This is a genomic window from Undibacterium sp. GW821-FHT11B02 (assembly GCF_058808955.1).
Genome location: NZ_JBXASD010000020.1, coordinates 1 through 13,534 on the forward strand (window position 1 = coordinate 1; position 13,534 = coordinate 13,534).

Sequence of the window (13,534 nt, forward strand, 5' to 3'; positions counted from 1 at the left end):
GGATGAAGAAACAAATTCAAGAGAATCTGGCTGCATGACATTCACCTGATGGTGAACTAATTACCGAGGGAAGCTCAAATGTTACCACCTTGTAAAGGGGAAGGATCTGCACGGATTGTTAGACTGTAACTATAAAATTCGCAGTAAAAATAAGGTGGGAACGAAAGAGGTTGAAATACCAGAATCCTTTCTGGGTGGAGTCGGAGTTGAATATATTGTTTATGACCAAACAAATCAACCCGAAATGGATATTTCAATCCATACCAAAAACGACGTTAATCCATTGATTAGCAGACTTGATAGTTACTGGTATTTAAGCGTGGTTAGCCAAATCCTAGATCAGCAGCCCAAATAAACACTGCAGCGGCAGAAAAATAGAAAATCTTGCAATGTCACTTGCTTCATTATTCCGCAAATTTCTCCCCCAAAAACTCCACCAACGCCCGTACCCGATTCGCTACAAACCGCCCGCTGGGCAACAGCGCATGCAGCGGATAGGGATCGGTTTCCCAATCGGTCAGTAGTGGTACCAGGCTGCCGTTTTGCAACTCTGTCCTGACATCGATCAATGATTTGAAAATGATGCCGGCACCGGCGACTGCCCACATGCGGGCCAGCGAGGCGTCGTCGGCGCTGCGGTCGCCGCTTACTCTGACTTCTTTCCATTTTCCTTGCTGGGCGAAGCGCCAGGTTTTGTGCAGGCGGCCATTGCGTTCGAAGATCAGGCAGTTGTGTTGGGTCAGGTCTTGCGGGGTTTGTGGTGCGGGGTGGCGTGCCAGGTAGGATGGCGCTGCACACAGCACAGGGCGGCTATCGGATAGCAGGCGAGCTACCAGGCGTGAATCTGTCAGGGTGCCATAGCGCAGGGCCACATCGACTTCATCACGCACCACATCCAGCGGTCTGTCGCCCACATTCAGTGCCAGTTGCACGCCGGGGTGCAGGGCCAGAAATTCATCGAACCAGGGCAGCAGAGTAGTGCGTGTCAGGTCGGACGGGGCGGCCACCCGTATCGTGCCGACCAGGGCCGTGCGGGCTTCTGATACCTGCGATTCGCCTTCATCGAGTAAATCAAAGGCCCTTTGCGCATAGTCGAGCAGGATCTGGCCCTGGGCGGTGATGCGCAGCGCCCGGGTTGATCGTTCAAACAGGCGCGTTCCCAACTGGGTTTCCAGCCGCTTCATGGCGGCGCTGGCGGCTGCGGGTGTCATGCCCAGCACACCGGCTGCGCCAGACAGCGAACCACAGCGCGCCGTCTGTACCAGTACATGCAGGTCACTTATATTTTCAATTTTCATTTGAAAGTGATAGTTAATTATTGGTCTTATCAATTCATGCTTCATATTCTACAATGCCTGCACTGATCTGAAAATGATTTTGGACACGATTCAACATACTCACGACATACAAGGATTCATCATGAAAGCTATTGCTTACCGTCACTCATTGCCTATCGATAACAGCGCATCCCTGGAGGATGTGGAATTACCAAAACCAGTACTGGAAGCACGCGACCTGCTGGTGCGGGTGAATGCCATTTCAGTCAACCCTGTGGATACCAAGGTCAGGCTGGGCAGGACACCTGCTGAAGGCCAGTTGAATGTGTTGGGCTGGGATGCAGTTGGTATTGTGGAAGAAGTTGGCGCGGCAGTCAGCAATTTCAAAGCAGGTGATCGCGTCTATTATGCTGGCGCGATAGACCGCCCAGGTGCAAATAGTGAATTGCATGCAGTGGATGAACGCATCGTCGCCAAGGCACCAACTACGTTGGATGATGCACAAGCCGCCGCCTTGCCACTGACGACGATTACTGCCTACGAACTGCTGTTTGAACGCCTGGGCGTTGCCAGGAACGGTGGCGCAGGCCAGACCTTGCTGGTGATAGGCGGTGCTGGTGGTGTCGGTTCCATCCTCATCCAATTGGCGCGTCAGTTGACACAATTGCGCGTGATTGCCACCGCCTCCCGCGCTGAGACAAGGCTATGGTGCCTGGATTTGGGTGCGCATGCAGTGATTAATCACACCAAACCTTTGAGTGCAGAGTTGAAAGCCATAGGCATCAATGAAGTTGATATCGTCGCTGGCCTGACACAGACAGCACAGCACTATCCAGAAATCATCGCCAGCCTGAAGCCGCAGGGCAAGCTGGCCGTGATTGACGACATGGTGGCGCTGGACCTTATGCAGTTGAAAGGAAAATCCATTTCTTTGCATTGGGAAATGATGTTCACCCGTTCGATGTTCAAGACGGCAGACATGGATGAGCAAGGCAAGCTGCTGGCCGAAGTGGCAGCACTGGTGGATGCGGGCAAAGTACGCACCACTGTGAATGCAAACTTTGGCAAGATCAATGCGGCAAACTTGCGCAAGGCACATGCGCTGATAGAAAGCGGCAAGGCGCAGGGCAAGGTTGTATTGCAAGGTTTTTAATTTAATTTATATAGAAAGTTTTTATGCAAACTACAAACATCAAAAAATCATTCGCCGCAGCCAGCATCACGCGCGACGCTGCGAATGCCCTGATCACCGCAGCCAGTGCTGCGGCCCGTGATATCGGCATCGATGTCACGATAGCTGTCACTGACAATGCCGGTCACCTGAAAGCCTTTGAACGTGCAGACAGTGCCGCATTGTTGACGGTGGATGTGGCAATCGACAAAGCCTGGACGGCTGCCTCATTTGGCTTGCCCACCCATACCTGGACTGCCATCATCAGCAACGATGTGGTAGCACAGCTTGCCCACAGGCCGCGTTTGGTGGCAGTTGGTGGTGGCTGCCCGATTATTGAAAATGGCAAAGTCATCGGCGGTATAGGCATATCTGGTGGCAATGCGCTGCAAGATCAGCAGGCGGCAGAAATTGCATTGGCTGCATTGGGCTTTGAAGTGAAAGCATAGGTTCAAGCAAACTGTCGGGAGTGCATGTAAGCCATGCACTCTCTTTCTCTAAAGAGATCAAACAACATGATAGCTATCATTAGTCGTTCATTCATCAGCATTCTGGGTATGGTTTTATTCTCCCTGAACATGTCGATTGCCAGGGCTGAAAATACCAGCGGGGCAGATGCAGTAAAAGCCGCATCAGCAGATTTTTTCAGCAGCGTCAGCAAGCGTAATTTGGCCGTAGTTTCTAGAACTCATTTCATAAATAGGGGTGAGATGCGTTTGCCTCATAACGCGGGCTGGCAAGGGTAAAGCAGGGGTTTCGTGCAGCATGCTGCACGCCTGCGTACGATGTGCGCTTACCAGCGCACATGCGCCCTGCAAGGGGACGAGGCAGTCAATAGCGGTGCTATTGACAACGAGTCGAATTTTCACACCTTGCAGTCCAGCACGCGTTATGAGGCAAACCCTCCGGGAGCTGGCCGCATTGACACTTCGCGGGCGCATTGCAGCGTAAGGTTGTAACATCGCGCTTGCTAAGGCACCAGCCTTAGCTGCGCAGGGTACACACCTTACGCCTTGCACTGCATCCCGAATCGCCTTGCTCGCACTCATCCCTATTTATGAAATGAGTTCTAGTTATCTTGACACCGAAGGTTTCACAGAATTCGTTGCTGAATCAGACAAACTCTTGCAACTGGATGCCAATGCATTTGCCGGACTATTCAAATCCGGCGCGCAAATTGATTTGCGTCTTGTTGATGTACAGGTCAAGGCTACGGATGATGCAGCGATAGTCACAGGCACCCGTGTTGGTGCCATTACCAAACCGGGTGCAAATGTCGTTGAAGGCAGATCATTGATCACGATGGTGTGGTTTAAAAAGGATAATACCTGGCTGTTGAAGCATATCCACCTGTCACCGGTAACCAATTCTAATAGTCGATGACTATAAATGATGCTGCGCGTGCATCCATCCCGGGCGGCTATACTCCCCAGGCTGAATGCTGCAATTACCGCCCTGAAAAAGAGCGGTGAACTGGATACCATCTTCCGGCGTTATACCAATTAGCTGTTTGGTTGGTAGCTGGCTTAGTAAGTTGCTGCGGGTGCCGATGCGGGCGCAGGCGCAGGTGATGCCAGCGGCTTGTCTTTATCTACCACGTACACGCCCACCAGTTTGATCGGTGTGTTGCCATGGTTTTTTGCACTGTGGACGACACCGGCTGGTATGACAAATCCTTCGCCTGCTTTGACCTTACGCGGTGCCTGATTGGCGACCAGCAATTCTGCCTCGCCATCCATCACATAACTGATTTCATCACCGGGATGGGTATGCCAGCCGACCACGGCACCGGCGGCGATTTCAACACGGGCAATGATATCTTCCTTGCCGGGAATGGATGAATCTGCCTTGGTTACAATGGTGCGGGTAATGCCCGTGCTTTGTGCCAGCAGGCTGGTGCTAACCAGCATGACACCAACGGCGGTCAGTTGGCGCAATAGTTTTGTTGTCCTTGATTGCAAGATAGGTCTCCCGGGTAAGTTGACATGTGTTGTTGTACATTTGCTCATTGCACGCCCATTTTTGAAATGCGTCAAGTGTTATTTTTTCATTAAGCCCAGATTTGTCATAAGAAAAAAAATGGCGCAATTTTTACATTGCGCCATGAAACAATTCATTGCCAGATTTTATGCATCGGCTGTCGCATTGGCTGTCTTAGCCAAGCCGTCTGCCCCACCTGATTTGCTCGCCCCTGGCGTGTCCCCAAAGGACACAAAGCGGGTCATGATCAACACTGGTATGGCACTGAGCAATACCCAGATAAAGAAGTTCTTGTAGCCAAGTGATACCTGGATATCACCACTGATGGTTTTGAACAACACAAAACCCAATTGCATGACACCTGTGCCCAGCGCATAGTGAGCAGTCTGGTATTTACCGGGTGCCACAACCTGCATGATGAACAGGATCAGACCAACGAAACCGAAGCCATAGCCAAACATCTCAAAGGCAAGTGCAGCGGTGATGACAGTCATGCTTTCTGGCAGGTTATTGCTCAAGAAAAAGAAAGCCAGGTTGGGGGTGTTCATCGCCAGTATCAGCCAGGGCAGGGCGCGTTTCAAACCCAGCCATGACGCAAAATAACCACCCAATATGCTGCCGCCCAAAAAGGCAATGGTGCCAGCAGTACCGTAGGCAATGCCGACCTGATCTGTAGTCAGGCCCAGGCCACCCAGGTTTCTGGCTTCACGCAAAAACAGCGGGCCTATGGTTTGTATCTGCCCTTCGGCAGCACGAAATAAAATGATGAAGGTAATGGCCAGCCAGATGCCGGGCTTTTTGAAAAACTCTATGATCACATCTTGCAGCGTTACGAAGATGCTGTGCATGGATGCTTTGGATGTCGTGTTTTTAGTACCAGGTAATGACCAACTGTTGTACAAGCCCAGGCTGAACAGGAAAACACCCATGATGGCAAAGATGATGGTCCATGCTTGTGCCGGTGCCAGGGTTTTTTCCAGATAACCAGCCAGATACACCAGCGGCCCCAGGGTAACGAATTTTGCGGCGTTGAAAAATGCGCCTTGCCATCCTGCATAGGTGGCTTGCTGCTTGTTGCTGAGGCTGGCCATATACAAACCATCGCATGCAATGTCATGCGTGGCAGCGGCAATCGCCACCACACCCAGCAAGGCAATGCTGATGGCAAAATACATGGGCAATTGCAGTGATACTGCCACCAGGCCCAAGGCCGCACCACCTATCAACTGAAACAGCACCACCAGCATTTTTTTGCTGTCTGCTGCTTCAAGGAAAGGGCTCCATAAAGACTTGAATACCCAGGCCAGCCCGACCAGGCCAGTCCAATGGGCAATCTGGTCATTGGGTACACCCATGCTTTTGTACATCAGGCCGGCGATCAGGGCGACGGCATAAAACGGCATGCCGGATGCCAGATACAGGCTGGGCACCCATCGCATGGGGTGCTGGGGCAAGTCTTTTTCTGTACTCATGGTTGATGTCTCTGCTGAATGATGTTTTCTGAAACCGCTTTTGGCCGTGATGTGTTGATTCGCCTTTTCCAGGCACACAGACACAAAAGGCTCGCAGGCACAACATACTAGGCGCAAAAAAACTGGTCAACTGGTTTTATGTTTGTAATGCCACTTTAGTGCCAGTATTTAATTGGCAACCTAATGCTCATTCCTGCCTGATCATAAAAAATGGAAGGCTTTGCATGGATTTATGCGTGTCATATGGCGGTCATACAGGGGCAGAATTTTTGAGTGGATAATCAATACCACTTTGTTTTATTTTGGCACTGGTATTATCGCTGTCGTTTTGTAGCAAGATGGTTTTTCTAACGGAAAGCACTTTGGGAAAGTGAAATTGGTATTCCGCTACTGGTCTGTATGCAAATCGCTTATGCTGGCACATAATAAAAAACGCCAGCAAGCTTGCGCTGCTGACGCTTTTGACGATGCATATCCGTATGCTGTTTACATCATGAGTGCTGCGGTCAGCGAATCAATCTGTTCTTCTGAATCAGACATCACATCCTGGAAGTTGCCATCTTCAAATTCAAAGTTGATGCGACGTGAAAATCGCGCAATCTTGTCGCCTTCGCTATTATGCAGGGGCGACAATACCGGGGCTATGTCATTGGCCAGTATCAGGGTGTCACCCAAAGACTCTGGCGGGAAAGAACAGACGCCATGCCACAGGGCTTCAACGGCCTGCATGACACTTTCTGGTATGCCCAGTCTGCGCATGATGCCACGACCTATCAGGCGTTCACCATATTCTATCCAGGTTGCTGGCTCACCATCAAGCAAGCCGGGGAATTCTTCTGCACGAGATATCAGGTAAAAACCGCCGACTTCATGCACGATACCGGCAAAAATCGCAGTCTCAGGATCAACCTTGGTCACTTGTTTGGCAATCACTTGCGCCAGTGACGATACATGGGCGGAATGTTCCCACAACTGTGCTGCTTTCGCCTTCAATGCCGGGTCTTTGACCTGACTATTCAACTGGCGCACGATAACGGATGCCAGCATGGCTTTCAGTGTACGAAAACCCAGGCGATTAACGGCCAGGCGAACATTGGTCACTTCATTGCCAGAACGATTGTATGCAACAGAATTGGCCAGGGCCACGGTGCGGGCAGACAGCAGCGGGTCGGCGGCGATCATTTTGGCGGCTGCGTCAACGTGGCAGTCAGGGTCATCCAGCGCTTTTTGCAGGCGCAGGGACGAGTCGACGCTAGTCGGGAAAACCAGGTCACCCCGGTTGACTTCGGCAGCGATGGTTTTAAAAATTTCCAGCTTGTCCATGAATATCTCCCAATATGGATATGGTGATTCCTCTATGGGCTCGTGAGGCTTGAGGCCAGCAAGACCGACATTCTGTTCAAGCTACAGCATGCTTGTGCATCTGTTATGAATTTCAAGAAGTTGCCGTACGGAATCATCTGCAATCTGTATCTTAGCCAAAAAATTCTCAAAAGCAACTCTTAATTTAACTTTTTTTAATAATTCTACTGAGAGATTATTACAAAGCTAAGTACAAAACTAAGATTGGAAAGAATCCTTGTCAGCCTGCTATTTCAATATGATCAGTTTAGCAGCCGACATACCAAGACGTAGCAAATATTACAATGTCTTTCAGATTGCGCTGCCCGGGATTATACCTGTCAGCCAGTCGCAGAAATTGTGAACAAGGATTAACTGGAACTCAATTCAACACCAACAATGAAATGAGTTTCAAATGAGTTCTATCTGGCAAGTATGTCGGTATTCTCACGGCATAAATGGTGGGTTCAGTCTTCAAGATAAGTGACATTGATATCCAGTGTGATGAACAGGGCAGGGTAATCATCCCGTCTGACCACGACATGGAAGACGCCAGATTTTTGTGGTGCCGTGTACATGCCCAACGGGGTAATGGTACCGCCATCGGCTTCCACCACGCTCCAGGTGACCGGCTGTCTGATGTAGGTGACATTGGGCGGGTAATTATTGTCGGCCTTTAACCCTATGCTACTGCCAGGCATCAGGGTAATCAGGCTGCCAGGTACACTTAATACTGGTACGAAACCGGGTGAACTGTTGTCCACCACCACCGTGGCATTCACTGATACCGTGGGGTAATCTTCCCTTTGCGCCTGTACATGGTAAGTGCCGGGCTTGGTGGGGGCGCTGTATTCACCGTTGGTGCTGATGCTGCCACCATCCGTTTCCAGCACCACCCATTTAATGGGTTGACGAACATAGTTGACGTTTGGCGGGTAATTCATTTCTGCGCTGAAAGTCAGTTTGCCACCAGGGGCCAGCAAAACAGCGCCAGGTGTGATATTGATCTTCGGTGCGTTGTTCCAGACGCCAGGCATGCTGCAGGGCAAGGGCTGGCCGTTCAAGCCGGTTAATACGCAACCTGCCTGTCCCAGAGTGACGATATCTTTGCTGGTGGCTGCTTTAGTCAGCATCAGCAAAAAGGGATCAAACAATTTTCCATCCATGTTCAGCTTCAGGTTATCCAAAGCCTTGTCCTGGGTGTCGCCAGTGCCTGCGCTGCCGGGTGAGGCTGCCTTTAATGGCGTGGTGAAAAAATCGTCAATCTTGCTGGTGTCTGCCATCATGCCCAGGGCTTGCGTGATCTCGGTCTGTGCAGCCTTGCTGCTGTTGATGGTGACCGTTTTGGTGATCGCATCTGCGTCGGGGCTTGCAAATACCGTGCTCATGCTGGCGCGCATCAACCGGGTGGACAGCATTTCTGTCAAAGGCGTGAGATTGATGACGCCACCGTTGATACTGATGGCATGCAGTTTTCTGCTATCGGCTGCGTTGGTGACTTCCAGTACACAAGGCAGGGTAGCCGCTGTGCTGCTGCCGGTGTTGACGGTCAGTTCAAAACTGCCGTCGGCAGCAGTCGTTGCCGTCCCGTTACCGCTACGGCATTTTGCGCTGACGATCGCGCCTGAAATGCCCATGCCGGTTGCCGCAGTGCCGCGTAAAGTCAGACCGGCACCAGGGATGCCTGTGCTGATACCGACACTGCCACCGCCGCCGCATGCAGCCAGTATGCAAGCTACTGCGCATAGACCAAATAAATGTTGAGGTTTCAATTTCTCTCTCGCTTTTTTTTGATGAGTTGACATCATCATAGAAGCTGTCGAGAAAAAAATACTGCCCGAAATGTCTGCAAATTGTCATCAATTTGTAGCGAGGCAGTGGTCAATTGAAAGCTGTTCCTGTTTCGATGTGCCATTGGTGCAATAGCCCAGCTACACGCTGATATAGAACTTGGCACGCAAGCGCCAGAAGTTTGTGCGTAGCAGATATGGCTTACTTGCGTACACATCATTTTCACATTGACATTAATTAATTCAGCATTTAACATATTAGTTAATTGATTAATCGTTGTTCAACCTTGAAGGAGTACGAAATGAGTATGGAACTTAGCTATCTGGTCTATTCAATTGTTTCTATCGTCATGACAATATGGGTAGCAAGAACACTGTCTAAAAATGGTGAGGTATTCTTGGTAAAATGTTTTGGTCAGGATGAGGTGCTGGCAAAATCTACGAATCACTTACTGGTTGTCGGGTTTTACTTGATTAACGTGGGGCTGATCGCAATTCGACTGGACGGATGGCAAATCTCACCCGGTGACGGGTTGATCCCCTATGTTGGTAGTAAAATAGGCGTTTCTGTACTTAGTCTGGGTGCCATGCATTTTTTCAACATGGTCATGATTGCCAAGTTTGGCAGAACTGTTACAGGCTGGGTAAGAGTCAATGATATGCAAGAGCCGGAAAAGCTTTCTGCCCCTGCGTAATGTGTGACATCCCATTGAACTGAATGTTTGAAATATAACCCTATGCCGCGTCTAACGCGGCAATGGTCTTTTGAAAATGAATAATGTCTTCTGATAAGATTTTTGAAGCTTTGGCATCGTCACCCCGCAGGCAGATACTTGCTTATTTATCTGAGCAGGAACTGACAGCCGGGGATATTGCGGCGCGCTTTAAAATGAGCGCGCCAGCAATTTCCCGTCATTTGTCGGTACTGGAAAATGCCGGGCTGATCACGGGTGAACGTCAGGGGCAGTTTGTGATGTATAAATTAAATGGCGACAGCCTGGTCAATACTTTGACACAGTTTGCTTTTTCCATCTGCCCTGTGGGCGCACCGTTGAAACGAGAAAGCAAGAAGGCCGCAAAGGCTACGACTGGTAAAACCAAAGTCGCGAACAAGACCTGACCATCATTTTTGGTTTATTGCCTGTCGGTACCTTGCTCAACATAAATGGTTTGCGCAGGCCTGCTCTTAGGTTTCTCTTTGCCTTGATTCTGGCCCATGCTCACCATCACCACTGCCAGCAACAGCTTCAGCAGTACAAAGACGACAAACAGCGTAATCACCAGAGGAATGATGGCGATCAGCAGGGCGATGCCTACGCAGATCATCAACACTTTTGGCAAGGGCGTACGCAACAGGCGTGCGCCGAATTTTTGTCCAATCTGGCGGAATTCTTGTGCTACTTGCCTGAAGACAGAATACAGGTATTGGCTGGTGCTTGTTTTCATTGGTTACTCCTGAACGTGGTGCTTGCAATTAAGCGGTGTAGCCATTATCGGCAGGCTTACACAAATAATCTACGGTAATTTTAAAGTGAAATTGCCGTTCCTTTTATGACTTGCCACGGGGATTGGAATGCATTTCATTAACATTGCCGTGACATAAACTAAAAGAGCGACCAGCATGAAGCATGGCCGCTCTTTTAGTACAGACATTTACTGCTCAGGTATTGACTGTTTATTTAGCCTTGCCCAAATGCTGCAGGAAAAAGGCTTCATATTTCTTATGCAATGCCTTGGGTTTGACCGTGCCACCCAGGCCATGTTCACCGTCTGGATCAAGGAAAAGCTCAACCAGGGTTTCCTTGCCGTTTTCCAGCAGGGCGCGATAGACATTCACTGTATCCTGATACAACACATTCGGGTCTTGCATGCCGTGTACCAGCATCAGCGGTTTTTTCAGGCCGGCTGTCAAAGGCAACAGTGAATATTTGCGCAGGTTGGGTTTGCTGCGTTCGGTTTTGCCTATGGTGCGGCCACTGTACCAGCTATTATAGTTTTCCCATTCTGTCGGGCCAGCGCCCGCGATACCTGCAGCGAAGGTGTCAGGGCTGGTGTACATCGCGTACTGGGTCTGGAAGCCGCCAAAACTCCAGCCTGTCAGACCTATGCGTTTGCCATCAACACCCAGGTTTTTTTGCATGTACTTGGCTAGGTCTTCCAGGTCTTCTGTCTGTGGTTTGCCAGCCTGTTCCCAGTTGGCGTCGCTGAACTTGCGGCCATAATTGGAATGACCGCGCGGGTCTACTGCTACCGTCACGTAACCATGCTTGGCAGCCATATACATACCAAACATGTACGCGGTTTGCTGAAAACTGTCAGTCTCGACGATATGTCTGTCATTCAAGGGGCCGCCATAGGTGTAGACAATGGCAGGGCGATGGTCAGACGTACTCAGGTTAGCTGGCTTGAAGACATAGGCCTGTATCTTGTCACCATGACGATTACTGAAGCTGAAGCGTTCAGGGCGTTGCAGGTCTATCGCATTCCATTGCGGGTCATGGCTTTGTGTCAGCGTAGTGGATTTGGCTTTGCTGATGTCGATGAGTTTCAACTCAGGGCGGCTGGCCCATTGACCGGCCATGCTGGCCAGCTTGTCGCCGTTTTCAGTGACGGCGCTGGCACGATGGAAATCACCAGCCTGGCCCACTGCCTTCATGTCGCCTGTTGCCAGGTCAACCTGGTAGGCATTCATGGCCGCGAAATCATCCTTGTTGGCAAGTACGAACATGGATTTGCTGTCTGCGCTGAAACCGATGATGCTGTGGGCTTCAAAATCGCCTTTCAAGATTGGCTTGGCGCTTCCATTGCTGACATCAATCACATACGGCTGGCGATAGCCCTGTTCATCCAGCACGGCGATCAATTGCTGGCTGTCCGGCGTAAAGCGTGGCGCTATAACATTCACGACTTCATGGCCAACATTGCCGCGTCTTTCCAATACCATTTGTGGTTTGACGCCTTCTTCGGCTTTGCCAACGTAGATGCGCAACAAGTCTTTTTCACGTTCCCAGGTCGAGAAGGTGTAGCGGCTGCCATCTTTGGCCCAACTGACGGGACTCATTTCAAACCAGACATCGCCACCGTCATTGGTGAATACGGGCTGTGGCTGGCGGGCAGAGGCATCGCCAACACGGCGTATGTACAGGGCGGTGGCGAGGACTTTCCGTTTGTCATCGGACACTTCGCGCGACACTTTTTTGGCGGTGGCAAAGCGTTCGCTGTAATTCATGATTTCGACCTGGCGTTCAGCTGGTGGCGCTGGCTTGCCATTTTCTGGTTTGGCCTCTGGTGCTTCGGCAGATATGGCCATCCATTGCTTGTCTTCACTCAGCACGGTATCGGTGATGCGGTATTTTTTGTCGGCATCATCAGGGTGGATCAGTTCACGATTCAACTGGCGGATGGCGCTGTTGTCGAAACTTGCGCTGTACAGGCGTTTTTCATCCATGTAGATATAGCCATTGTCATCTGCCTGGTAAGCGACGATGCGTTCTGGTTTGTCGGTCTGTGTCAGGCGTTCTATCTTGCCGTCAGCCGGGTTCAGGCGGAACAGGTCACCACGGTATTGGAAGATCAGTTCATTCTTTTTATTGGCCCAGACCAGCGCGTCTACGCCGGGGTAGAGGTCTGTCGGTTTGAGCTTCTCTTTTTCCAGTTTCTTTTTCAGTTCGTCACGCAGCTCCCACACTTCCTTGGCTTTGTTGTCATCTTTCTTCTCATCCTTCTTTTCATCTTTTTTATCACTGTCGTTTTTAGCTACATTGGCTGTGCCAGCTTTAGCGGCGGCGGCTTTTTCCTTGGCTGCTTCGGCATCTGTTTCCGCTTTTTTTGCAGCGTCCTTGGCTTTTTTCTCGGCCAGTTCACGCTTGACTTCTTCCAGTGCTGCTTCTTCCCACTGCATCAGGTTCACTTTTTCACCGCGCAGATAGGCTGCCTGGGCTTCGGCCTTGGCCTGGCGTTCGGCTTCTTCTTTTTCTTTTTGCGCGGCTTTTTTGTCGAAGCGTTCCCAGTCTTCTGGCGCATCGTAGGTTTTCATCAGGGTTGGTGAAGTAATGCGTTTGGTTTCACCAGTCTGGGTGTCATATACATATAAATCAAAACCATTTTCACCGAAAGGGTTCCAGGTGTAAGCCAGGTAACGGCCATCCTTGCTGAACTGTATATGGCGTGCTGCCTGACCAGCATAAGACTTGGCACGATACACCTGTTCGAGCGTCAGATCAGCTGGCTTGATTTTGGCGACATTGGCAATAGCCGGTGCCGCTTGTGCGGTTTCTTGTGGAAACAGCAGGCTGGCCACGCCGCTGAAAGCGAGCGCAATACTGACGGTGAGAATTTTCGGGGACATAGTGAAAACCTTGGTTTTAGTTTAATTAGCAGGTATGGGGTAGGTAAAGAGGTGATGCAAAAATGGCGATGTTAGCAAGCTATAACCGGAATTAACGCATTTTCGATAGACAAATGCCCGTGGAAACAGTTCCTTGCGAAAATGTTTTCTATGAA

13 protein-coding genes are annotated in these 13,534 nt (G+C 50.4%); 6 read left to right on the forward strand and 7 right to left on the reverse strand.

Features of this window, described 5'->3' with window-relative positions; genetic code table 11:
* Positions 1-404 precede the first annotated feature (404 nt).
* A complete protein-coding gene (locus AC1RVX_RS28115) occupies positions 405-1,298 on the reverse strand; it encodes a LysR family transcriptional regulator (RefSeq protein ID WP_493219894.1) in 894 nt (297 codons plus the stop codon).
* A 121-nt stretch (positions 1,299-1,419) separates the two neighbouring features.
* Here AC1RVX_RS28115 and AC1RVX_RS28120 point away from each other — a divergent pair, with 121 nt between their 5' ends.
* The 4 genes from AC1RVX_RS28120 (at position 1,420) to AC1RVX_RS28135 (ending at position 3,831) form a co-directional block, all read left to right on the forward strand.
* Positions 1,420-2,430: a zinc-binding alcohol dehydrogenase family protein gene (locus AC1RVX_RS28120; RefSeq protein WP_493219895.1), complete on the forward strand. Its 1,011-nt coding sequence runs from the start codon at positions 1,420-1,422 to the stop codon at positions 2,428-2,430.
* Between the two features lie 23 nt (positions 2,431-2,453).
* Positions 2,454-2,897, forward strand: coding sequence for a GlcG/HbpS family heme-binding protein (locus AC1RVX_RS28125; RefSeq protein WP_493219896.1), 444 nt, complete (start codon positions 2,454-2,456; stop codon positions 2,895-2,897).
* A gap of 66 nt (positions 2,898-2,963) precedes the next feature.
* Positions 2,964-3,194, forward strand: coding sequence for a hypothetical protein (locus AC1RVX_RS28130; protein ID WP_493219897.1), 231 nt, complete (start codon positions 2,964-2,966; stop codon positions 3,192-3,194).
* 289 nt (positions 3,195-3,483) lie between these two features.
* Positions 3,484-3,831 carry a YybH family protein gene (locus AC1RVX_RS28135; RefSeq protein ID WP_493219898.1) on the forward strand — a complete coding sequence of 116 codons (348 nt, stop codon included), beginning with the start codon at positions 3,484-3,486 and terminating at the stop codon, positions 3,829-3,831.
* Between the two features lie 143 nt (positions 3,832-3,974).
* On the opposite strand, the gene AC1RVX_RS28140 is transcribed toward AC1RVX_RS28135, so the two are convergent.
* The 4 genes from AC1RVX_RS28140 to AC1RVX_RS28155 all read right to left on the reverse strand — a co-directional run bounded on the left by AC1RVX_RS28140 (position 3,975) and on the right by AC1RVX_RS28155 (position 9,013).
* Positions 3,975-4,409: a cupin domain-containing protein gene (locus AC1RVX_RS28140; RefSeq protein ID WP_493219899.1), complete on the reverse strand. Its 435-nt coding sequence runs from the start codon at positions 4,407-4,409 to the stop codon at positions 3,975-3,977.
* 165 nt (positions 4,410-4,574) lie between these two features.
* Positions 4,575-5,900, reverse strand: coding sequence for an MFS transporter (locus AC1RVX_RS28145; RefSeq protein ID WP_493219900.1), 1,326 nt, complete (start codon positions 5,898-5,900; stop codon positions 4,575-4,577).
* 486 nt (positions 5,901-6,386) lie between these two features.
* Entirely contained in the window at positions 6,387-7,223 is an 837-nt protein-coding gene (locus AC1RVX_RS28150) for an HDOD domain-containing protein (RefSeq protein WP_493219901.1), read from the reverse strand.
* A gap of 485 nt (positions 7,224-7,708) precedes the next feature.
* Entirely contained in the window at positions 7,709-9,013 is a 1,305-nt protein-coding gene (locus tag AC1RVX_RS28155; protein WP_493219902.1) for a hypothetical protein, read from the reverse strand.
* Positions 9,014-9,333: 320 nt separating this feature from the next.
* Between AC1RVX_RS28155 and AC1RVX_RS28160 the strand changes: the two genes are divergently transcribed.
* Positions 9,334-9,726 carry a hypothetical protein gene (locus AC1RVX_RS28160; RefSeq protein WP_493219903.1) on the forward strand — a complete coding sequence of 131 codons (393 nt, stop codon included), beginning with the start codon at positions 9,334-9,336 and terminating at the stop codon, positions 9,724-9,726.
* Between the two features lie 83 nt (positions 9,727-9,809).
* On the forward strand, positions 9,810-10,151 hold the full coding sequence (locus AC1RVX_RS28165; RefSeq protein WP_493219904.1) for a metalloregulator ArsR/SmtB family transcription factor: 342 nt from the start codon (positions 9,810-9,812) through the stop codon (positions 10,149-10,151).
* A gap of 14 nt (positions 10,152-10,165) precedes the next feature.
* Here the strand turns inward: AC1RVX_RS28165 and AC1RVX_RS28170 are convergent, their stop codons facing one another.
* Together AC1RVX_RS28170 and AC1RVX_RS28175 are read right to left on the reverse strand one after the other, a co-directional pair.
* Positions 10,166-10,477: a hypothetical protein gene (locus AC1RVX_RS28170; RefSeq protein ID WP_493219905.1), complete on the reverse strand. Its 312-nt coding sequence runs from the start codon at positions 10,475-10,477 to the stop codon at positions 10,166-10,168.
* A gap of 229 nt (positions 10,478-10,706) precedes the next feature.
* A complete protein-coding gene (locus AC1RVX_RS28175; protein WP_493219906.1) occupies positions 10,707-13,379 on the reverse strand; it encodes a S9 family peptidase in 2,673 nt (890 codons plus the stop codon).
* Positions 13,380-13,534 lie beyond the last annotated feature (155 nt).